Genomic DNA, 20,955 nt, shown 5'->3' with positions numbered 1-20,955 from the left:
TTATCTATATATAAAAAAGTTCTCTCATTTCTGTTTCAAGATTTTTTTCAATTTCTATTTTGATTTTTGAGTTTAAATTATTTTGCCAGTTGTTATCTGGTCCTTGATTAAAAAATTTTATTTTTTTATTTGAGATTTTATGAAAAACATTTTCAGTAAAATATCCTTCCTCTTCCATTTTTTTTAGAGATTGAAATGATGTGGTGTTTATTATATTTTTCTCTTTATCTTTATTTGTTTGTAGTTTTATAAACTTATTTAAAAATTTTATAATTTTTTTTAATTCCTCTCCAGGATTAGATAAAATATCCTCATATTTTAACAATAGCAGATCATCATTCTTTTTTGTCCAATATTGGTAGTGTTCTTTCCATGATCCTATTAAAGTTGCAAAATCACTATCAAGAGCACTCTGTTTATTTGCACCCAAAATATTTGTTCTGAATAAAAATTCTTTTGCTTCATGAATAGTTTTTGAGAAATGATTAGAAATAGAATTAACCAAATTTCTTGGATCTCTTACAATATAGATTGTAGCCGCCGTATTTTCTTTATTAGTAAATGAATGACCATCAATTGTACAATTAATATGGTGAGTTTTAAAAAACTTTATTTGATTGTCCAAGTTTATTTTATCTTGAGCTAGTATCCAATATTTCTTTATTTCATGAATATTATGAAAATCTTTTGTAAATTCACTAAAATATTGTTTAGATGGAAATTGTTTAATTTTTTTATTTAGATTAAAATTAAACATTCCATCTTGACTGTACACTAATGATGAAATTATTGACCTTAACCAAGTATTTCCACTTTTTGGAAAAGATGCCAACCAAATAATCATAAAAAAAATATGTCATTAAAATTTTAAAAAAACTATAATAAAAAATGACAATTTTTGCACTTTCGACAGGTCCAGGCATATCAGGAATTGCTGTAATTAGAATTTCTGGAAAAGAAACAGCGAATGTTATTATAAAACTAACCAAGAAAAACTTGCCTCCCCCAAGAGTAGCAACTTTAAAAAAAATATTTAAAATCAACACTTCTGAGTTAATTGATGAAGGTTTAATATTGTGGTTTCCTGGGCCTGAGAGCTACACTGGTGAGGATATGGCAGAGATACAAGTTCATGGTAGTAAAGCTGTGGTAGAAGCCCTCCACTCTTCTATTGCTTTGATTGAAAATTGTAGATTAGCAGAGCCGGGTGAATTTACTAGGCTTGCATTTCAAAATGGAAAAATAAACTTATTAGAAGCAGAAAGTATAGCTGATCTAATTTCATCTGAAACAGAAATTCAAAGACAACAAGCAATTAAAATTATGAATGGTAAATCTGCAGATCAATTCAATTTTTTAAGAGAAAAACTTTTAAAAATTTTGTCTCATGTTGAAGCTAAAATTGATTTCCCAGATGAAGATTTGCCAAGCAATATTTTGGATCAAATCAAAAATGATTCAAATGATGTTGTTCAAAAAATTGAAAAGATTTTAAATGATCAAAAAGTTGGAGAAAGAATTAGAGAAGGTTTTAAGATTGCAATTATTGGACCTACTAACGCAGGGAAATCTAGTTTAATAAATCATTTATCAAATAGAGATGTTGCAATTGTATCTGAAATAGCTGGTACTACAAGAGATGTTATAGAAACTCATCTTAGCATAGATGGTTATCCTGTAATAATATCTGATACCGCAGGAATAAGAGAATCTAAAGATGAGATAGAAAAAAGAGGCATTAAATTATCTTTAAACAGAGCCGAAGAAGCAGATTTGAAGATTGTAGTGGTAGATGCAAAAAACCCTGGTTTTACTGATGTTTTGAAGGGTTTATTAGATGAAAATGCAATTTTAGTTTTAAATAAGTCTGATCTATTAAAAAAAGAAATTGATTCAAAAATTAAAAATATAAATCATGTTTTAATCTCAATCAAAGATAATAAAAATATTGATGAACTAATTTCAAAAATAAAAAATAATTTAAAAAATAAATTTATAACTAGTGATGATATTTTAATTACTAGAGAAAGACATAGACAACATTTGAAACAGTGTTTAGACCATTTGAACAATTTTAATCAAAAAAAAGAAATAGAAGATTTTGATAAAGCAGCAGAAGATTTAAGATTAGCTACTAGACATTTGGGTATGATCGTTGGAAAAGTCGATGTAGAGGAAATATTAGGTAGTATTTTCAACGATTTTTGCATCGGTAAATAATCCCCTATTTTCCTCATTTTTTGGACATTTTTTATCCAAAACTATTGATAATTAACGCTTATTTACAAAAAATTAAGCCTGTCTTGTAAATTATGTATTCAGATATAAATTCAACCCATGAAAAATGATTTGTCATTTGATGTAGTTGTTATTGGTGGAGGTCATGCAGGGTGCGAGGCAGCTGCTGCTTCTGCTCGACTAGGAGTTAACACTGCCTTATTCACCCATAAAATAGAAACTATTGGCGAGATGTCATGTAATCCTGCAATTGGTGGTTTGGGTAAAGGTCATTTAGTTCGAGAAATAGATGCTCTTGATGGTGTTATGGGAGATGTTGCTGATAAATCAGGCATACAATTTAGATTATTAAATAGAAGTAGAGGTCCAGCAGTACGTGGACCAAGAACTCAATCAGATAGAGCGCTTTACCGTAAATTTATGCAAGAAAAACTGTTAAACTACTGTAATTTAAGCATTTTTTCAGATCCCGTAATTAAGTTTATTTTTAATAAAAATACTATAAGTGGTTTTGAAACTAAAGAAGGCAAAAAGGTATTATGCAACAAGTTAATACTAACAACAGGAACTTTTTTAAATGGTTTGATACATATAGGTGATGAAAGAACACCAGCAGGTAGGTATGATGAAAAACCTTCAACAGGTTTAAGTGAACAGTTAGCAAAATATGATTTTAAAATTGGAAGATTAAAAACTGGAACACCACCAAGGTTAGATGCTAGAACGATAAATTTTGAAAGTCTTGAAGAGCAATTTGCAGATGATGATCCTTATTTTTTTTCTTTCTTAACTAAAAAAAATTTAAACAAACAAGTGTCATGTCGAATGACTTATACAAATGAGAAGGTTCATAAAATTATAGAAAAAAATTTATCTAAAAGTGCAATGTACTCTGGTAGCATAAAAGGAGTAGGACCAAGATATTGTCCATCTATAGAAGATAAGATAGTAAAATTCGCTGATAAAATTCGTCATCAGGTTTTTTTAGAGCCAGAAGGGCTTACTGACCACACAATTTATCCAAATGGCATCTCTACATCGCTTCCAGCTGAAGTTCAGGAAGAAATATGTAATAATATCAATGGTTTAGAAAATGTTAAAATTATAAGACCAGGATACGCTATAGAATATGACTATATAGATCCACGTGAACTATTCTTGACCCTTGAAACTAAGAAGATAAGCAACCTTTATCTTGCTGGACAGATCAATGGAACTACGGGATATGAAGAAGCAGCTGCACAAGGACTTATAGCCGGTATAAATGCAGCTTTATCTGTTAAAAATTCTGAACCTTTTATCCTTGATAGATCCGATGCTTACATTGGAGTGATGATTGATGATTTGGTTACTAAAGGTGTGGCGGAGCCATATCGTATGTTTACATCAAGAGCAGAATATCGGTTAAGTTTGAGAGCGGATAATGCAGATCAAAGATTAACAGCTAAGGGAATAGAAATTGGTTTAATTGGAACAGAAAGAAAAGATTTATATTTAGACAAATTCGACAAAATCGAAAAAATTAATTTAAAAATGATTAAATCCAGCATTTCACCATCTAAAGCAGAAAAATTTGGAATTAAAATAGCGAAAGATGGAATATTAAGGTCTTCAAATGAGGTGTTAACTCAAAAAGAAGTAAATATGAGTAAAATTAGAGAAATATGGCCTGATATACCCTATTTTAGTAAAGAAATTGATGAACAAGTAGAAATTAATGCTCATTACAGGGGGTATTTAAAAAAGCAAAAAGCAGATATTTTAGCATTTAAGAGGGATGAGAACTTAATTATTCCTGATAAAATTAATTATGATGTGCTTTCAGGTTTATCTAATGAGGTTAAAGCTAAATTTAAGAAAATAAAGCCTAAAACTATGGGTCAAGCTCTTAGAATTGATGGAATAACCCCAGCTGCAGTATATATTTTGTTGTCACATGTTAAAAGAAGGTCTATTAAGCATATAGCTTAATGGATCAAGAAATTTCAAATTCTTACTCTAGACTTAATGATTTAAATGTTTCACGTGAAACATTTTTAGACTTTGAAAACTATGTATCTTTGATTCTAGAAAAAAATAAAAAAATTAACATAATTAGTCAAAATACAGCATCAAAAAACGCAATAATTGAGCGTCATATTATAGATTCAGCACAAATTATTGATTTTGTTAATTTAAATTGCAATACAACTACAGATTTAGGATCTGGAGCTGGTTTTCCAGGCATTATAGTGGCAATTATACTAAAAAACATGAAAAATAAAATGAATGTGCATCTGTATGAAAAAAGCTACCATAAAAGCCATTTTTTAAAAGAAGTTTCAGAAAAATTAAATTTAAATACAAAAGTTTTTCAAAAAAATATTTTTGAGATAAAAAATTTAGAGACAGGAACAATTATGTCGAGAGCGTTTAAACCTATGCCTGTTGTTTTAGATTTAGTTTATAAAAATTTTTCGAAATATAAAAATTTAATTTTCTTTATGGGGAAGAGTGGAAAAAAAGTTTTTGAAAATTCTAAAAAGAAATGGAAGTTAGAGTATATAGAAAAAAAAAGTTTAACTAATGAAGACTCATTTTTAATAAATATAAAAAAATTAAAAAAAAAAATTTAAAAAAATTTGGAATAAAATTAAATGCAAATTATTTCTGTAATCAATCAAAAGGGTGGAGTAGGAAAAACTACAACTGTAATAAATCTTGCAGCTGGATTATCAAAACATAATAAAAAAATTTTAGTTATTGATCTAGATCCACAAGGGAATGCAACTACAGGTCTTGGATTATCAAATATGAATAACTCAGATGATACAATTTACGGAGTCTTGAATGGAACTAAAGAAATTTATCAGGTAATCAAGAAAACCCAATTTAAAAATTTGGATTTGATAACTTCTAATGTTGACTTATCAGGCCTAGAGGTTGAAACAGCAGATGATACAAATAGAGCTTTTATTCTGAAGCGCAAATTAGCCGCTTATTTAAATGATTCTAGAGTGTCCTATGATTATATACTTGTTGATTGCCCACCTTCGCTTAGCTTGTTGACTGTCATGGCCCTTGTATGTTCAGGATCGCTCCTAGTCCCTTTGCAGACAGAGTTTTTTGCCCTCGAAGGTTTGACTCAACTTATGAAGACAATCGAACGAATAAAAGTGAGTTTAAATCCAGAATTAAAAATTAGAGGTATCCTTTTAACGATGTATGACAAAAGAAATAAGTTATCTTCACAAGTTGAGAAAGAAGCTAGAGACTATTTTAGTGAAAAAGTTTACACAACAGTAATACCAAGAAATGTTAGATTATCAGAAGCGCCATCTCACGGTATGCCTGTTTTAATGTATGATAAATCATGCCCAGGCAGTAAGTCGTATTTTAGCTTTACTGACGAATTTATAAATCAAGAACCAAGAGTAGGGAGCGCAGCATAATGGAAAAAATTAAAAAAGGTTTAGGAAGAGGCCTATCCTCATTGATAGGTGAAGTTAAAATTGAGCAAAAAAAAAATCAATTACAAATTAGTGATCTTGTTCCAAATAAATATCAACCAAGAAAAGTTTTTAATGAAAGTAGTCTAGAAGATCTAACTAATTCTATTAAAGAAAGAGGAGTGATACAACCAATCATAGTTAGAAAGTCTAATGATAATGAAGGAAAATTTGAAATTATAGCAGGAGAGAGAAGGTGGCTTGCAGCACAAAGAGCTGGTCTTCATGACGTTCCTGTCGTAATCACAGAAGCTGATGACTTAAAATCCTTAGAGTTTGCAATTGTTGAAAATGTACAAAGACATGATCTAAATCCTCTTGAGGAAGCTCAGGGTTATAAACGTTTAATTGATGAATTTAAATATGACCAAGACAAGGTGGCAAAATTTATTGGAAAAAGTAGAAGTTACATAAGTAATTCTTTAAGGCTACTAAGTTTGCCTTCAGAAGTTATCTCATTGATAGAGAGTCAAAAATTGACGTCAGGACATGCTAAAATTTTAGTTGGCTTAGAAAATGCAAGTTTCGTAGCTAAAAAAATTATAGAGAAAAAACTTTCTGTAAGACAAGCCGAAAGTTTTGTTAAAATTTTTAAAAAGAAAACTAAAAAAATCTCAGTTAAGGATATTAATATTAAGGATTTAGAAAATTCTATAGCTGAAAAAATAGGTGTTAAAGTATTTATTAAGAATAACAAAAATAATAAGGGTACAATTACTTTTTTTTATAAAGAAGTAGATCAATTGAATAAGATTATAGAAATTATTAAATCAAATTACTAGACAATCTAAACCTTTCTAAAATAAAATTATTCAATAACTTTTGGGACACAGGTGAGTTTTTTTTTAAATTTAGTTCCAAAGAATTAATTTTGACTATTAAAAATTTGATATTTTCTAATGTTAAATTTTTCAACTGATGTTTTATAATTTCTTTATCTTTCCAAAAAATTGGTGGTTTAAAAGAAGCCAATGTTTGATCTAGGTCATTATTTTTTTCTAATATCATTTTAAGACTCTTTAATCTTTTGAGTTTCTGAATAAGTAATCTTACGATTTTTATAATATCTTCATCGTTGAGATTATTCTCATTTAATATTTTTAATGTTTTTCTTTGATTTTTAGCAAGATAATTATCCACCAGTTCTGAAAGGTCATAATTTTCAGCTAAATTTGTGAGCTTTTTAATTTCATCAACATTAATTGTACGATTGTTAATTGAAAAAGACGTTATCTTTTCTAATTCATTTTTTAAATTTATTCTGTCTCCTTTTGATCGTTCTATAATTAAATTTAAAATTTCTAATGAGATCTTAATATTTTTATCTCTTAAAAAATTTTGAGAAAAATTTATAAGAGATTGATAATTTTCCTCATAAAAGGCTGAAGCAATTGTATTGCTTTGTTTTTCAAAAAAATTCCTTAATTTCGATTTTTTATCTAATATTGAAGAATTTATAATTAAGTAAATGTCGCCAGGATCCTTTTCTATAATTTCTTTAATAAGAAAAAAAATTTTATCAGTTGCTCTTTTAACAATAATGATTTTACCATCATCAAAAAAAGATTTATTGAAAATGTTTTCTTGAAAATTTTCAGTATTTTTCAATATTTCTATTTCATCATAAACTTCACTATTCCCACTAAATTTTTTTTGAAAAATAGTAATGACCGTTTCTTCAATCAGGCCTCTATTTGCACCGTATAAAAGATAATATTTTATTTTATTATCGACCTTATTTTTTAGGTCAAATTGTTTAACTATCATCAATATTCAAAAAAAGAATTATTTCTGAAGTAATTTCATCAAACAAATTATTCTTTATTTGTTCCTGATATTTAACCAATTCAAATTGGTTATCTTTTGTTCTATATGAAAAATTTTTAATAAATTTCTTTGACTTAATCTTGTTATTACTATTTTGAATTTCAATATTAAATTCTAAGTTTGATCTATAAGATGTTACTTTCCCAGTAGAGTCTTTTGAAGTTTGACTTATTGAATACACTGAATCAATAATTATTTTATTTAGGATCGGATTTAGTTTATCCTCTTTTAAATCAATAGATTTTATAAGTCTATCATTTAAGGCATTATCACCTTTTAAAATTATTTCACTGAATTCAAAATTGTTCTCATTCTGATTTATGTAAATTGGATTAAACCCACATCCATAAATTATTAGTAAAACTAAATATAAATATTTTTTTATCATTTTATTATAAAATTGATAATTCTATTCTTAATATAAATTGTTTTAACAAGTTTTCCATTATCTAAATATTTTTTTATTAAACCTTTTTCATTAATTTCATTAATAATTTCATTTTCCTCTAAATCTTTTTTAGTTGAAATCAGCGATCTTTTTTTACCATTTACTTGAATAATTATTTTTGAGTTGTCATCAGATAAATAATCTTTGTTGACTTGTGGCCATTTTAATTGATCTTCAAATTTGAATTTTTCATAGCATTCATTTGTTATGTGAGGAATAAATGGCTGCATCATTATGAGTAATTTTTGGAAATCACTTTTTAGGTTGGCAAAGTTTACTTTATCACTGATTATTTTTTTATAAAAAGAATATGCTTCATGAAAACTTGCAATTATGACGTTGTATCTAAATTTCTCCAGAGCAATATTAATTTTATTTATTATTTCATTTGTAAATTTTTTTAAATCATCATTTTCTTTATCTAAATTCTGATTTGTAATTTTTAAAATTTCTTCACTTAAAACCCAAAATTTTTGTATAAATTTGTAAGATGATTGCATGCCCTCCTCAGACCATTGTACATCTCTTTCTGGAGGACTATCAGCTAAAATGAAAAATCTGACGGCATCAGCTCCATATTTGTTGATGATATTTTGAGGATCAATAGTATTTTTTTTTGATTTTGACATTGATTCTGAAGGCCCAATCGTAATTTTTTTCGAGGTATTCTCTTTTAAAAAATAGTTTTTTCCATCATTAGAAAAGATTTCATCTGGACTATGCCATTTACCTTCTTCATCTTTATAGGTTTCGTGACAAACCATACCTTGCGTAAAGAGACCTTTAAAAGGTTCTTTAATTTTAATATCTGATTGATTTAAATTGATTGCTCTCATAAAAAATCTTGAATAGAGAAGGTGTAGGATTGCATGTTCGACACCTCCTATATATTGATCAACTGGCATCCAATATTTAATTTCAGAATTATCAAAAGGAGACTCCAAATTTTTAGAAGAACAAAATCTTAAAAAATACCAAGAAGAGTCCACGAATGTGTCTAATGTATCAGTCTCTCTAACACATTTGTGTCCATCTATTACAACATTTTTCCACTCTATTTGATTATCCAAAGGGTTGCCGTTTGTATTTATGTCAATATTTTCGGGAAGTTTAACTGGGAGATCAGATTTTGGTATTTTTTTTATATTGTTATTTTCATCATAAGCGATGGGTATTGGACAGCCCCAATATCTTTGTCTTGAAATACCCCAGTCTTTTAATCGGTAGTTTATTTTTTTATTTCCTAGTTTCTCTTTTTCTAAAAATTTTATAGCTTCATTAACGGATTCATCGGGAACTTTTAAACCATTAAAAAATTTTGAATTTATTAAAGTTCCTGAACCCGAATAGGACTCATTCTCTACTAAAAACTCATCACTTGCATCATTAGGTTTGACAACAGTTTTAATTTCTAGATTGTATTTTTTTGCAAAATCAAAATCTCTTTGATCATGTGCAGGACAACCAAAGACAGCTCCAAGACCATAATCCATTAAAACAAAATTAGCAAAAAACACTGGGACTTTTTTAGTTTTATCTAGTGGGTTTATTGCTAATAAGTTCGTTTTAAATCCAATTTTTGTTGCTTGAGCTATAGACTCTTCTGTAGTCCCAGTTTTCGAACACTCGTTTTTAAATATCTTAAATTCATCACTTTTTTCAAAATATTTTGAAATTGGGTGATCAACTGAAACAGCTAAAAAGGACAATCCAAATAAAGTATCAGGCCTAGTTGTGTAACATCTTATTTTTTCAATTTCTTTACTTCCCTCTATTTTAAAATCTACCTCGCAACCGAATGATTTTCCTATCCAATTTTTTTGCATTGTTTTGACTTTTTCAGGCCATTCATCTAGCAGCTCTAAATCATTTAAAAGCTCTTCAGAAAATACAGATATTTTAAAAAACCATTGATTTAGTTTTTTTCTCTCAACTAATGCTCCAGATCTCCAACCTTTGCCATCTATAACCTGTTCATTTGCCAAAACAGTTTTATCTACAGGATCCCAATTTACATAGCTTTCTTTTCTATAAACTAAATCTTTATCTAAAAGATCTAAAAATAGCTCCTGTTGATGTTTGTAATAATCTGGGGAACAAGTTGAAATCTCTCTATCCCAATCAATTGATAGTCCAAGTTGTTTCAATTGAACTTTCATTGTATCTATATTATTTTCAGTCCATTCTTTCGGATCAAGATTATTTTGTTTAGCTGCATTTTCTGCTGGCATTCCAAATGAGTCCCAACCCATTGGATGCAAAACATTGTATCCACATATGGATTTATATCTAGAAAGGACATCTCCTATAGTATAGTTTCTCACATGACCCATATGTATTTTTCCCGAAGGGTAAGGAAACATCTCTAAACAATAAAATTTTTCTTTTTTTGGATCCACTAAGGATTTAAAAGATTGATTAGTTTGCCAAAATTTTTGCCATTTATTTTCGATTAATTTAAAATTATATCTTTCCACTTTTAAATTTATCTAAATTTATAATTTATTTTTTTTTATCTTTTTCTTTGGTGGGTGTTGAGATGGTGTAAGGGTTTTCTTTTTTGTACTTTTCAATTCGCTCTTTTTCATATGAAGCAGCTTTTTTCAAAATACTTAAAGTTAGCTCTGATGATAATTCATTTTCACTCTTGTTAATTTTACAATTTGAAGAATTGATTTCACACTCTTTTATAAAGATGTTTACATTTAATGCATCTGATCTAATCTCATTTGTTAAAAACCTAACTGAAATTTTTATAGCCTCATCAGGTGAATTGTTTTCAGAATACCAATCTGTGATCACAACCCCACCACTATAGTTTGCTGAGACCAAGGGCATGAAATCTAAAGTATCTAGAGTTGCTCTCCATAATGGGTTAGAATTGGCAAAATCATAGTTAGTATTTCCTTTCCCAACATTTGAAAGCCTAAATCCCCTACCTTCTTCCATATTTTTTTTAATTCTTTCTTTTGGATCGGGAGGAAACTCTCTTGCATCTACCTTACGAAACTTAAAAGTATCTCCACCACAACCTGAGATTAATAATAAAACTATCAGTAAAGTTAAAATTGTTTTAAATTTCATAAAAAAATAGGTAATAATGTTATTTAATTAGCAGAAAAATATTTAATTAAAATAGAATTGGACAAGCATACTAGATTTTCGAAAAATTAGAAAATTTTTATGAAAAAATGCATAATAGTGTTGCAAAAATGATACATTAATCAATAAAAACAATTAATTTATGCAAATGCTTAACATTCCTTGGTTTTTATAGACTATAAATTTCTCGTTTATAATTAATTATAAAAACTAATAGGAGTAATTTATGAACAAACTAAAAAAAGTTGGTTTAACAGCTCTTGCTACTACACTTGTTGCATCTTCAGCTTATGCTGGTGAGCTAAGTGTTAGCGGTTCAGCTGGTATAACTTACAGTGGAATTAGCTCAGCTTCTGATGCTAATCCATTCTCAATGGGTAACAGCGTTAAGTTTAACGGTGGCGGAGATCTAGACAATGGAATGTCAGTTGCTGTCTACTACGAATTAGATGATGACATCATGGATGATTACAATCTAACTCTAGATTTAGGTGGTAGTAATGGAACATTTACGTTCTCTGGTGATTCAATGAACGCTGGTGGTGTTGATGCAGTTAAAGATATCGTTCCTGCTGCATATACGCCGGTGTATGAAGAAACTAATTCTACAGATAACGGTTTAGCAACTACATCAGGTAGAAACCAAACTGGTATGTTAGGTTATGCTAACTCAGTAGGTCCTTTAGCGGTTTCTTTAGGCTACAATCCAAAAAATAGTACTGCTCACGCAGATTCAGAGACTTCAATTGGTATAACTTATACAACACCAGTTGATGGATTAACTGCTGTAGTAGGTAGAATGGATGACGGTGATATGGCTGAAAACGATACTTATGGTTTAAAATACACTATGGGTAACGTAACTGCTGCTTACCAAATCACTAAAGTTAACTACGATGCAACAACTACAGCTGACCAAGATGCTCAACACTACGGTATCTCATTGGCTGTAAACGAAAATTTATCAGTATCTGCTGGTAGACAAGTTGTTGAAATTGATAACGCTGTTGATGATGAAATCAACACTGGTATTCAAGCGTCATACACTATGGGTTCAGTCTCTATAGGTGGTGCATTCAACCAAGTTGATAGTGCAGGTGGTACAGCTGGTTCAGATGTAGAAGCAACATTGCTTAATGTTTCTTTTGCATTCTAATATAGCTTAGATACAATTTATAAAAAGGCCCCTTTAAAGGGGCCTTTTTTTTATTCAAAATAAGATATTCCAGCAAAGTTACTTAGATTTAGTAAAGTCATTTTTTTTCTGTTAAGCTTTGAAATTCCACCTAACGCCACAATTTTTTTCTTAGTAAGTTTAGAAACTATTCTAAATTTATTAATACCTAAATAATTTTTATTCTTTTTAAATAAAGATGATAAAAAAACTTTCTCAACCTTTTGAATTTCTTTTAACCTTATTTCTATTATATTATGGGCTGAACCAACAATACTAAAGTTTGTTTTATAAGAGTATGATAAATGTTTAAAACTCTTATTAAAAGCTGGAATATAAACACCATCTAAATTTAGTTTAATTGCTAATTTAAAATTATTTGATAGATAAAATCTAATAGATTTTTTTTTACAGTATCTTTTAATTTTTAAAATTAGCTTTTCATCAATTTTTTTTTCTGAATAATTTCTATAAATAATTACAGTCTGCTTGTCTTGTTTATCGATATTATTTGTATCAAATTTGTTAATAAAGTAATATTTATTCATCTTATTTTTATGCATTATACTGTAAAAAATTTATTAGATATTGAGAATGATATTAAAATTTATCTCAATAAATTAAATATTAAAAATATTCCTAAAATTGTAGCAGTTTCCAAGACTTTTAAAATTGATGAAATTATGCCTCTTATACAACATGGTCATTTTGATTATGGTGAAAACAAAGTGCAGGAAGCAATGGAAAAATGGACAGAATTAAAAAAAAAAAATTCAAAGATAAAGCTACACATGATCGGAAGGCTCCAAACTAATAAGGTGAAATTTGCAGTACAATTATTTGATTATATTCATTCAGTTGATAGCACAAAACTTGCTAAAAAAATTGCAGATGAACAAAATAGAATAAAGAAAAAAATAAAAATATTTTTACAAATTAATATAGGTGATGAAAATCAAAAATCTGGAATTAATAAGAATGCAATTGAAGAACTGGTTTCTTATTGTAAAAAAATGAATTTAGATATAATTGGTTTAATGTGCATTCCTCCTTTAAATACAGACTCTGAAAAGTATTTTGAAGAGATGAAAAAACTAAATAGATTTTTAGGTTTTAGTGAATTAAGCATGGGAATGTCCTCAGATTTTCTTTTAGCTGTTAAATATTCTTCTACATACGTTAGAGTCGGTTCTAAGATTTTTGGCAAAAGATCTTAAACAATATTTATCTTTGAATTTTTTTTAATCAATTTAAGTAAGATTAAAAAATCTTTTTTCTTTAGAGCAACACAGCCAGCTGTGGGTTTATAGTCTTTTGTTAGATGAATAAAAATACAACTCCCTTTTCCAGTAACAGTTTTTTTAAAATTATATTTAATTGGAATCAGTAAATCATATTTATTATCTTTCCTTTTTAATCTTTCATGGTTAATGCCTTTTTTTATTTTAGTAAGTCTGTTATATTTTTCAGGAAATCGAATATCATTACACCAGCCCATTCCCTTTTTTATTTCTATACATTTCAATAAGGTTGAAGGTTTATTTATTCGGTCTTTTCTGTAATATAAGTTTCCAATCCCAAAATATCCTTTTGGTGTTTTCTTGTCTCCTTCATTTTTATTATTTGCTGAACCTTTTTTACCAATACAGCATTTAAATTTAAAATCATCTATCTGAAGAGTATCTTTATCTTTAACAAAAATTGTCATATTATTTTTTTATGATTACTCAAAATTTAATAATATATAAATTTAACAGACTATATCAAATTTTAATAGAACTTGATTTAAATTTTAATTATGAGATTACTTTTTTTGACAATCAAGAAACATTAAATGAAAAATTAAAAAAAATTAAAAATTATTTAATTATATCAAATAGAAAATACCTAGACGTTGATAATCAATTTATTCTAAGCAATACACCAATTAATATCTTTAGATTAATTGAAAAAATTAATATTGAATTTTTAAAAGTACAATTCAATTATCAATCTGAAGTGAAAGTAAGTGATTATATTGTTAATCTCAATTCTAGAGAGATATTAAAAAATAATAAAAAGCTTAAGTTGACCGAAAAAGAAATGAATACGATTATTTATTTATTTAAATCAGAAAATTCAGTTAGCATTGATGAATTACAAAAAAAAGTTTGGAGTTATCAATCTGATTTAGAAACTCACACTGTTGAAACGCATATTTATCGATTAAGAAAAAAAATTTTAAATATGTTCAATGATAACGATTTCATAATTAGCAAAACAAATGGCTATCAAATTAATTAACAAAAAGTAAATTTAAAGCCTTGCACCAATTTGCTGTATTACTTTAGCTGACATTTCAGTGCCTTTTTCAAGGCATTCTTTTATAGATAATTTATTAATATGCCCGTGTAAAAAACCAGCAGCAAAAAGATCTCCTGCACCAGTAAGGTCAACAATTTTTAGATTTTTTTGTATGCCACTTTCAAAAATTTCATCACTTTTAACTGCAATCGCACCTTTTTCTCCTCTAGTGATAATCATTAATTTATTAAGTTGTTTTGAAAAATTTATAACCTCATTAAAATTTTTTGCTTCAATTAATGATATTATTTCTTGTTCGTTGGCAAAAATTATATCTAATTTATTTTTTACTAGGTTTAAAAACTGAAGTTTATGCCTATTTACGCAAAATTGATCAGAGAGTGACATTGCTACTTTATTTGCATTATTTATGGCTTTATCGAATGCTTTCTTCGGTTCCCCCTCATCCCATAAATAACCCTCTAAAAATATTATCTCACTATTTTTAATTGCATTAGAACTAATATCTTTTTCATTAATTTTTCCTGCTGTTCCTAAGAATGTGCACATTGTTCTTTCAGAGTCTGGAGTAACTAAGATCAAACAAGTACCCGTCGGTAATTCCTCCTCCTTTTTTGAATAAAAATATTCAACATTTTCTTTTTTTAGACCTTGTTCATATTTTTTGCCAAAGTCATCGTCAGAAACTTTTCCAATAAATCCAACCTTATCTCCTAGTTGAGACAAACCTACTATAGAATTTGCTACAGAACCTCCTGAGACGGTTTTTTCGATTTTAAGATCAATTAATAATTGTTCAAACTCATTTTTATCAAAAAATAATTTCATAGTACTTTTTGTGAGATTATTCTCATCAATAAAGCTGTCGTCTACTTTACAAATGACATCGACTATTGCATTTCCTATACCTAAAATTTTCATATTATGCTTTTCGGGTAATAACAGGTTTTTTCCTGTTTGGATAGCAAGAGGTGCATATTTTGCATACCAAACCATAACAATCTCTTGCTTTACAATATTCTCTACCATAAAAAATTATTTGTAGATGAAGTTTAGACCAAGTTTTTTTAGGAAATATTCGTTTTAGATCTTTTTCAGTTTGAACTACATTTTTTCCATTTGTTAATCCCCATCTTTGGGCAAGTCTATGAATATGAGTATCAACAGCGAAAGCAGGATATCCAAAACCTTGAGACATTACTACACTTGCAGTTTTATGGCCTACACCAGGTAGTTTTTCTAGTTCATTAAAAGTTTTAGGCACTTTTCCATTGTGTTTTTCTAAAACTTGTTTCGACATTAAATAAATACTTTTAGCTTTAACTCTAAAAATACCAATTTTTTTTATTAATTTTTCAATTTTTTTTCTTCCTAATTTTACGAAGTGCTCTGGTTTGTAGTACTTTGGATATATATCTTTTGTTACATTGTTTACATTTACATCAGTACACTGTGCTGAAAGTAGAACAGATATTAATAACGTAAAAATATTTTTACTTTTTAGAGGAACAGGCACTTTTGGATAAATTTTATTTAGAGTTTTAATAATAATCTTTGCTTTTTCTTTTTCATTCATTACGAAAAGTTAAGCAAATCTCTCATAGAATATAAACCTGGCTTTTTTCTCATCAACCATTTAGAAGCAGTTAAAGCTCCATCTGAGTAAAGTGCTCTATCAAAAGCCTCATGGTTTAATGTAATTATCTCTTTTCCACTCGAGAATTTTACTTCGTGTTCACCAATAATTTCACCTTTTCTAATTGAATTAAAATTAATTTTTCTTCCATAAGGAAAAGATTTTCTATTTAAGTATTTTTTACCAATTAAACTATATAAATTTTTATTTTTTCCTTCAGCAATTCCTTTACCCAGCATTAAAGCAGTACCAGATGGATAGTCTTTTTTATGTTTGTGATGTACTTCAAAAATTTTGCTTAAGTATTCATCATTCAATGATTTTGAAGCTATTTCAGTTAAATACATTAATAAATTTACACCCAAGCTCATATTACCAGCTTTTAAAATAGGTATCTTATTTGCATACTTTTTAATTTGATTTTCTTGGCTCCTGGTAAAGCCTGTAGTACCGATTACTACTTTTTTTTTAAGTTTTGATGCTATTTTAAGTATTTCAAGCGTACAATTTGGTACTGTGAAATCAATAATTACATCAGTTTTTTTAAAGGCTTTATCTGAATTTAATTCAGGTTTAATTCCACTAAACTTTTTATTTATTAATCTATTTTCAGTAAGCGTAACTAGTTTAAAATTTTTATTTTTTTTTGAGGACTTAATTAATTGCTGGCCCATCCTACCCAAACAACCAGAAATCGCTAAATTAATTTTTTTCATATTTTCAATTTAAATTTTATATTTAAACTTGATTAAATCTTCTTTGTAATATTCATTCATCTTTTTTATTAAACCACTGTCTAAATTTTTTTTCCAATCATTTTCTGGCCCTTGAAAAAAAAATTTTATTTTTCTTTTATCATGAACTGAATATACATTTTCTGAAAATTGACCTTTTTCTTCTAAATCTTTTAGATTTTTAAATTTCGTTGAATTCAATGCATTTTTGAATTTTTTTTCGTCAAAATTGTCATTAAACCTACATATAGTATTAACGAATATTACCAAATCTCTAAAAGTTCTTTCTGGATCAGAAAGCATGTCTTCGTATCTTAATGTTAGCCTTCTAAAAAAATTATTTCCAAGCCATGATTGATAATTTATTCTCCAAGAATTTATTATATTTGTTTTTGCAAAGTTTTTTAAATGTTTATAATCATTTAAAATAGCATTATCATTTTGGATAAATTCCAGTGCATCATCATATGTTTTAAAATCGTTATGATTTTTAATTGATGTAATGACATTTCGTGGGTCTCGCACAATATAGATAACTCCAAGAGAATATTTTGGACTTGTAAAATTTTTACCAAAAGCTGTAATTAAAGAGTTGTGAGTTTTGAGAAACTTAATTTTTTTATTATCACGTATCTTTTCTTGTGACTCTTCCCAATGTTTGTAAATTTCTCCCTCTTTCACTTCATCATTAAAAAATTGTTTATTTGGATAATCTTGAATAATACTAAGTTTTTTGATGTCGAAAATCCCATCTTCACAAAAATAATAAGCAGTGAGGAACGATCTTACCCAGGTATTTCCACTTTTTGGGTATGAGGCTATCCAAATTATCATGTTTACTAATTAAACTAGGTGGTCATTTTTTCAAGAAGTAAATTAATTCTTCCAAAAACTTTTAGCTTTTTTAAAGAATTGTTTTATGCTCGGATTAGACTTTTCATTTTCAATATTTCTGAATTTTTCCAATAATTCTTTTTGCTCTCTATTTAGTGATATTGGGACTTCTGTATTAATTTGAACATATAAATCACCATTACCATTTCCTCTCATATAAGGCATTCCTTTATTCCTTAATCTAAATTGTTTACCTGACTGTGTGCCTTCTGGTATTTTTATTTTAGCTCTTCCACCATCTATTGTTGGAATTTCAATTGTTGTACCAAGCGCAGCATCTGCAATTGAAATAGGAAATTCAAAAAATAAATTTTCATCTGATCTTTTAAATAATTCATGAGATTTAACATTTATGAATAGATACAAATCTCCATTAGCTCCACCCCTAGAGCCAGCCTCACCTTTGCCAGCCAATCTAATTCTAGTTCCATCATCAACACCTTTTGGTATTGTTACATTAATTTTTTTAGAGGTTTGTTTGTTTCCACTTCCACCACAATCAGAGCATGGATTTGTAATTTCCTCACCACTACCAGAGCATTGAGGGCAAGTTTGTTGAACTGTAAAAAAACCTTGATTAGATCTTACTTTTCCATTTCCGCCACAATATGTACATCTATCAGCTGAAAAGCCAGGTTTTGAACCATTTCCTTTACATGTTACACACTTATCAGATGAAGAAAATTGTATGTCTTGTTTTTTACCCGAGTAAGCTTCTTCAAGTGTTATGGATAGATCATATCTTAGATCCGAACCTCTGTTATTTGAGCTACGTCTATTATTCCTTCTTCCTCCACCACCAAAGTCTCCAAAAAAGTCTTCAAATATATCTGAAAAATCAGATCCACCAAATCCTCCAAACCCACCAAAACCTCCTTGGCCACCACCACCATTTTCAAATGCTGCATGACCAAAATTGTCATAATTCTCTTTTTTACTTTTATCTGATAGAATACCATAAGCTTCGCTTGCCTCTTTAAACTTATCTTCAGCAGCCTTGTCTCCAGGATTTTTATCGGGGTGATATTTAACAGCTAGTTTTCTATAAGCTGATTTTATATCTTCAGGACTAGCACTTTTGTTTATTCCAAGAACATCATAGTAATCTCGTTTAGCCATTAGTTTAATCCAGACGACTAGATGTTATTTAAGCGCTTTTTTCTTGATTGTCTTCTTTATTTTCTTCTTTTACTTCCTCAAAATCAGCATCTACAACATTATCATCTTTTTTATCTTTATTTTCTTTACCTGTATCTTTTCCAGCTTCAGGACTTGCACTTTGTTGGGCTTTGTAAATTGCCTCACCAAGTTTCATTGAAGCTTGAACTAATGCCTCTGTCTTCTTTTTAATATCTTCAATGTCTTCACTTTTTAAGCTTTCTTTAAGAGAGCTTGAAGCATCTTCGATAGCTTTTTTCTCTGCATCCGAGACTTTTGAACCGTGCTCTTTAAGATTTTTTTCTGTAGAGTGTATTAAAGTGTCAGCTTGATTTCTTACATCAACAGACTCTCTCTTCTTTTTGTCAGCTTCCTTGTTGGCTTCAGCATCTTTAACCATTTTTTCAATCTCTTCATCACTAAGGCCGCCTGAAGCTTGAATTTGTATTTTTTGCTCTTTTCCAGTACCTTTGTCTTTTGCTGAAACGTTAACAATTCCATTAGCATCGATATCAAAAGTTACTTCAATTTGTGGTACACCTCTTGGTGCTGGAGCTATTCCAACTAATTCAAAATTACCTAATATTTTATTGTCAGCTGCCATCTCCCTTTCACCCTGAAGAACTCTTATTGAAACGGCTGGTTGATTGTCTTCAGCTGTAGAGAAAACCTGACTTTTCTTTGTAGGTATTGTTGTGTTTTTTTCAATTAATTTTGTAGAAACTCCACCAAGAGTCTCAATACCTAATGATAAAGGGGTAACATCCAGAAGAAGAACATCTTTTACATCTCCTTGTAATACACCTGCTTGAATTGCAGCACCCATTGCAACAACTTCATCAGGGTTAACACTTTTGTTAGGTTCTTTTCCAAAGAAATTTTTAACTTCCTCAACTACTTTTGGCATCCTCGTCATACCACCAACCATAACTATTTCGTCAATTTCACTTGCAGTAATGCCAGCATCTTTTAGGGCTGTTTTGCATGGAGGCATAGTTCTAGCTATTAGGTCTTCCACTAAAGCTTCAAGTTTTGCTCTAGTCATTTTTATGTTGATATGTTTTGGACCAGTTTTATCAGCTGTGATGAAAGGTAAATTTATATCAGTTTGTTCTGCTGATGATAGTTCTATCTTAGCTTTCTCAGCAGCTTCCTTAAGTCTCTGAAGAGCTAATTTATCTGATTTTAAATCTATTCCATTATCTTTTTTAAATTCTGAAATTAGATATTCAACAATTGCATTATCAAAATCTTCACCGCCTAGGAAAGTATCCCCATTAGTTGATTTAACTTCAAATACACCGTCACCTAGTTCTAGTATTGATACATCAAACGTACCACCACCCAGGTCATATACTGCAATTTTTTTATTTTGTTTTTTATCCAAACCATATGCCAAAGAAGCTGCAGTTGGTTCGTTTATTATTCTTAAAACTTCTAAACCAGCAATCTTACCAGCATCTTTTGTTGCTTGTCTTTGTGCATCATTAAAATATGCTGGTACAGTTATTACTGCTTTTGAAACAGTTTGACCTAAATATTTTTCTGCAGTTTCCTTCATTTTTTGAAGAATAAAAGCAGAGATTTGTGATGGAGAATATTTTTCTCCTTTCGCTTCAATCCAGGCATCTCCTTTTTCAGAATTAACAATTTTAAATGGAGCAGCTTCAACATCTTTTTTCACAGTTGGATCGTCAAAATTTCTTCCAATTAATCTTTTAACTGCAAAGATTGTATTTTCAGGATTTGTTACAGCTTGTCTTTTAGCTGGTTGACCAATTAGCTTTTCACTATCATCAGTAAATGCAACAACTGAAGGTGTGGTTCTTGCTCCTTCGGCATTTTCTAAAACTTTTGGCTGGCTACCTTCCATGATAGCAACACACGAATTTGTTGTTCCAAGATCTATTCCAATTATTTTGCTCATAATATTATTTTCTCTCTTTCTTCAT

General features: G+C 28.8%; 21 protein-coding genes. 8 read left to right on the top strand and 13 right to left on the bottom strand.

Going from position 1 to position 20,955, the window contains the following annotated elements; all coding sequences use genetic code 11:
- Window positions 1–4: 4 nt before the first annotated feature.
- Complete coding sequence (locus ACTTAU_RS01165; RefSeq protein WP_438304733.1) at window positions 5–844, bottom strand: sulfotransferase domain-containing protein; 840 nt, start codon at window positions 842–844, stop codon at window positions 5–7.
- 44 nt (window positions 845–888) lie between these two features.
- On the opposite strand from ACTTAU_RS01165, the gene mnmE reads away from it, so the two are divergent.
- The 5 genes from mnmE (at window position 889) to ACTTAU_RS01140 (ending at window position 6,508) form a co-directional block, all read left to right on the top strand.
- The gene (gene mnmE, locus ACTTAU_RS01160) at window positions 889–2,220 is read left to right on the top strand and encodes a tRNA uridine-5-carboxymethylaminomethyl(34) synthesis GTPase MnmE (protein WP_438304731.1); all 1,332 of its coding nucleotides are present in this window, start codon (window positions 889–891) and stop codon (window positions 2,218–2,220) included.
- A 117-nt stretch (window positions 2,221–2,337) separates the two neighbouring features.
- Window positions 2,338–4,209: a tRNA uridine-5-carboxymethylaminomethyl(34) synthesis enzyme MnmG gene (gene mnmG, locus ACTTAU_RS01155; protein WP_438304730.1), complete on the top strand. Its 1,872-nt coding sequence runs from the start codon at window positions 2,338–2,340 to the stop codon at window positions 4,207–4,209.
- Window positions 4,209–4,853 carry a 16S rRNA (guanine(527)-N(7))-methyltransferase RsmG gene (locus ACTTAU_RS01150; protein ID WP_438304727.1) on the top strand — a complete coding sequence of 215 codons (645 nt, stop codon included), beginning with the start codon at window positions 4,209–4,211 and terminating at the stop codon, window positions 4,851–4,853. Before mnmG ends, ACTTAU_RS01150 begins: the two co-directional genes overlap by 1 nt.
- 21 nt (window positions 4,854–4,874) lie before the next feature.
- Window positions 4,875–5,669, top strand: coding sequence for a ParA family protein (locus tag ACTTAU_RS01145; RefSeq protein ID WP_438304725.1), 795 nt, complete (start codon window positions 4,875–4,877; stop codon window positions 5,667–5,669).
- Entirely contained in the window at window positions 5,669–6,508 is an 840-nt protein-coding gene (locus ACTTAU_RS01140; protein ID WP_438304723.1) for a ParB/RepB/Spo0J family partition protein, read from the top strand. The genes ACTTAU_RS01145 and ACTTAU_RS01140 overlap by 1 nt, the downstream gene beginning before the upstream one ends.
- Here ACTTAU_RS01140 and holA read toward each other — a convergent pair.
- The 4 genes from holA to ACTTAU_RS01120 are packed head-to-tail and all read right to left on the bottom strand — an operon-like array spanning window position 6,492 to window position 11,085.
- Window positions 6,492–7,493, bottom strand: coding sequence for a DNA polymerase III subunit delta (gene holA, locus ACTTAU_RS01135; RefSeq protein ID WP_438304721.1), 1,002 nt, complete (start codon window positions 7,491–7,493; stop codon window positions 6,492–6,494). The two genes, ACTTAU_RS01140 and holA, sit on opposite strands and share 17 nt — an antisense overlap.
- Window positions 7,483–7,941, bottom strand: a complete 459-nt coding sequence (locus ACTTAU_RS01130; RefSeq protein WP_438304719.1) for a hypothetical protein — start codon at window positions 7,939–7,941, stop codon at window positions 7,483–7,485. Before ACTTAU_RS01130 ends, holA begins: the two co-directional genes overlap by 11 nt.
- Entirely contained in the window at window positions 7,938–10,478 is a 2,541-nt protein-coding gene (gene leuS, locus ACTTAU_RS01125) for a leucine--tRNA ligase (protein ID WP_438304717.1), read from the bottom strand. Before leuS ends, ACTTAU_RS01130 begins: the two co-directional genes overlap by 4 nt.
- Before the next feature lie 25 nt (window positions 10,479–10,503).
- Window positions 10,504–11,085 carry a DUF3576 domain-containing protein gene (locus ACTTAU_RS01120; RefSeq protein ID WP_438304715.1) on the bottom strand — a complete coding sequence of 194 codons (582 nt, stop codon included), beginning with the start codon at window positions 11,083–11,085 and terminating at the stop codon, window positions 10,504–10,506.
- Window positions 11,086–11,329: 244 nt separating this feature from the next.
- On the opposite strand from ACTTAU_RS01120, the gene ACTTAU_RS01115 reads away from it, so the two are divergent.
- Window positions 11,330–12,259 carry a porin gene (locus tag ACTTAU_RS01115; RefSeq protein WP_438304714.1) on the top strand — a complete coding sequence of 310 codons (930 nt, stop codon included), beginning with the start codon at window positions 11,330–11,332 and terminating at the stop codon, window positions 12,257–12,259.
- A gap of 50 nt (window positions 12,260–12,309) precedes the next feature.
- Here the strand turns inward: ACTTAU_RS01115 and ACTTAU_RS01110 are convergent, their stop codons facing one another.
- A complete protein-coding gene (locus ACTTAU_RS01110; RefSeq protein WP_440632902.1) occupies window positions 12,310–12,825 on the bottom strand; it encodes a thiamine phosphate synthase in 516 nt (171 codons plus the stop codon).
- Window positions 12,826–12,834: 9 nt separating this feature from the next.
- Here ACTTAU_RS01110 and ACTTAU_RS01105 point away from each other — a divergent pair, with 9 nt between their 5' ends.
- Window positions 12,835–13,494 (top strand): YggS family pyridoxal phosphate-dependent enzyme, encoded by a 660-nt coding sequence (locus tag ACTTAU_RS01105; protein ID WP_438304712.1) that lies wholly within the window; start codon window positions 12,835–12,837, stop codon window positions 13,492–13,494.
- Here the strand turns inward: ACTTAU_RS01105 and ACTTAU_RS01100 are convergent.
- Window positions 13,491–13,985 carry a L,D-transpeptidase family protein gene (locus tag ACTTAU_RS01100; RefSeq protein ID WP_438304711.1) on the bottom strand — a complete coding sequence of 165 codons (495 nt, stop codon included), beginning with the start codon at window positions 13,983–13,985 and terminating at the stop codon, window positions 13,491–13,493. The genes ACTTAU_RS01105 and ACTTAU_RS01100 overlap by 4 nt on opposite strands.
- An 11-nt stretch (window positions 13,986–13,996) precedes the next feature.
- Between ACTTAU_RS01100 and ACTTAU_RS01095 the strand changes: the two genes are divergently transcribed.
- Window positions 13,997–14,560, top strand: coding sequence for a winged helix-turn-helix domain-containing protein (locus tag ACTTAU_RS01095; protein ID WP_438304709.1), 564 nt, complete (start codon window positions 13,997–13,999; stop codon window positions 14,558–14,560).
- Between the two features lie 12 nt (window positions 14,561–14,572).
- Here ACTTAU_RS01095 and ACTTAU_RS01090 read toward each other — a convergent pair whose 3' ends face one another.
- From ACTTAU_RS01090 to dnaK, 6 genes are read right to left on the bottom strand one after another with little or no spacing between them, the layout of a single operon-like run.
- Complete coding sequence (locus ACTTAU_RS01090) at window positions 14,573–15,502, bottom strand: adenosine kinase (RefSeq protein ID WP_438304708.1); 930 nt, start codon at window positions 15,500–15,502, stop codon at window positions 14,573–14,575.
- Between the two features lies 1 nt (window position 15,503).
- The gene (nth, locus tag ACTTAU_RS01085) at window positions 15,504–16,157 is read right to left on the bottom strand and encodes an endonuclease III (RefSeq protein ID WP_438304706.1); all 654 of its coding nucleotides are present in this window, start codon (window positions 16,155–16,157) and stop codon (window positions 15,504–15,506) included.
- Window positions 16,157–16,933: a 4-hydroxy-tetrahydrodipicolinate reductase gene (gene dapB, locus ACTTAU_RS01080; protein ID WP_438304704.1), complete on the bottom strand. Its 777-nt coding sequence runs from the start codon at window positions 16,931–16,933 to the stop codon at window positions 16,157–16,159. The genes nth and dapB overlap by 1 nt, the downstream gene beginning before the upstream one ends.
- A gap of 9 nt (window positions 16,934–16,942) precedes the next feature.
- Window positions 16,943–17,785, bottom strand: a complete 843-nt coding sequence (locus ACTTAU_RS01075; protein WP_438304703.1) for a sulfotransferase domain-containing protein — start codon at window positions 17,783–17,785, stop codon at window positions 16,943–16,945.
- 42 nt (window positions 17,786–17,827) lie between these two features.
- Window positions 17,828–18,964 (bottom strand): molecular chaperone DnaJ, encoded by a 1,137-nt coding sequence (dnaJ, locus tag ACTTAU_RS01070; RefSeq protein WP_438304701.1) that lies wholly within the window; start codon window positions 18,962–18,964, stop codon window positions 17,828–17,830.
- Between the two features lie 28 nt (window positions 18,965–18,992).
- Window positions 18,993–20,930 carry a molecular chaperone DnaK gene (dnaK, locus tag ACTTAU_RS01065; RefSeq protein WP_438304699.1) on the bottom strand — a complete coding sequence of 646 codons (1,938 nt, stop codon included), beginning with the start codon at window positions 20,928–20,930 and terminating at the stop codon, window positions 18,993–18,995.
- Between the last annotated feature and the right edge of the window lie 25 nt (window positions 20,931–20,955).

Origin of the sequence: Candidatus Pelagibacter sp. HIMB1505, from assembly GCF_052047915.1 — a bacterium.
GTDB lineage: Bacteria > Pseudomonadota > Alphaproteobacteria > Pelagibacterales > Pelagibacteraceae > Pelagibacter > Pelagibacter communis_A.
The sequence above is the reverse complement of the archived record's forward strand: the minus strand, read 5'-3'. Positions and strand labels throughout refer to the sequence as shown.

Bases quoted from the DNA above. Each gene is read 5' to 3' on its own strand.
- ACTTAU_RS01165 (WP_438304733.1), bottom strand. From the start codon at position 844: ATGATTATTTGGTTGGCATCTTTTCCAAAAAGTGGAAATACTTGGTTA.
- mnmE (WP_438304731.1), top strand. From the start codon at position 889: ATGACAATTTTTGCACTTTCGACAGGTCCAGGCATATCAGGAATTGCT.
- mnmG (WP_438304730.1), top strand. From the start codon at position 2,338: ATGAAAAATGATTTGTCATTTGATGTAGTTGTTATTGGTGGAGGTCAT.
- ACTTAU_RS01150 (WP_438304727.1), top strand. From the start codon at position 4,209: ATGGATCAAGAAATTTCAAATTCTTACTCTAGACTTAATGATTTAAAT.
- ACTTAU_RS01145 (WP_438304725.1), top strand. From the start codon at position 4,875: ATGCAAATTATTTCTGTAATCAATCAAAAGGGTGGAGTAGGAAAAACT.
- ACTTAU_RS01140 (WP_438304723.1), top strand. From the start codon at position 5,669: ATGGAAAAAATTAAAAAAGGTTTAGGAAGAGGCCTATCCTCATTGATA.
- holA (WP_438304721.1), bottom strand. From the start codon at position 7,493: ATGATAGTTAAACAATTTGACCTAAAAAATAAGGTCGATAATAAAATA.
- ACTTAU_RS01130 (WP_438304719.1), bottom strand. From the start codon at position 7,941: ATGATAAAAAAATATTTATATTTAGTTTTACTAATAATTTATGGATGT.
- ACTTAU_RS01120 (WP_438304715.1), bottom strand. From the start codon at position 11,085: ATGAAATTTAAAACAATTTTAACTTTACTGATAGTTTTATTATTAATC.
- ACTTAU_RS01115 (WP_438304714.1), top strand. From the start codon at position 11,330: ATGAACAAACTAAAAAAAGTTGGTTTAACAGCTCTTGCTACTACACTT.
- ACTTAU_RS01110 (WP_440632902.1), bottom strand. From the start codon at position 12,825: ATGAATAAATATTACTTTATTAACAAATTTGATACAAATAATATCGAT.
- ACTTAU_RS01105 (WP_438304712.1), top strand. From the start codon at position 12,835: ATGCATTATACTGTAAAAAATTTATTAGATATTGAGAATGATATTAAA.
- ACTTAU_RS01100 (WP_438304711.1), bottom strand. From the start codon at position 13,985: ATGACAATTTTTGTTAAAGATAAAGATACTCTTCAGATAGATGATTTT.
- ACTTAU_RS01095 (WP_438304709.1), top strand. From the start codon at position 13,997: ATGATTACTCAAAATTTAATAATATATAAATTTAACAGACTATATCAA.
- ACTTAU_RS01090 (WP_438304708.1), bottom strand. From the start codon at position 15,502: ATGAAAATTTTAGGTATAGGAAATGCAATAGTCGATGTCATTTGTAAA.
- nth (WP_438304706.1), bottom strand. From the start codon at position 16,157: ATGAATGAAAAAGAAAAAGCAAAGATTATTATTAAAACTCTAAATAAA.
- dapB (WP_438304704.1), bottom strand. From the start codon at position 16,933: ATGAAAAAAATTAATTTAGCGATTTCTGGTTGTTTGGGTAGGATGGGC.
- ACTTAU_RS01075 (WP_438304703.1), bottom strand. From the start codon at position 17,785: ATGATAATTTGGATAGCCTCATACCCAAAAAGTGGAAATACCTGGGTA.
- dnaJ (WP_438304701.1), bottom strand. From the start codon at position 18,964: ATGGCTAAACGAGATTACTATGATGTTCTTGGAATAAACAAAAGTGCT.
- dnaK (WP_438304699.1), bottom strand. From the start codon at position 20,930: ATGAGCAAAATAATTGGAATAGATCTTGGAACAACAAATTCGTGTGTT.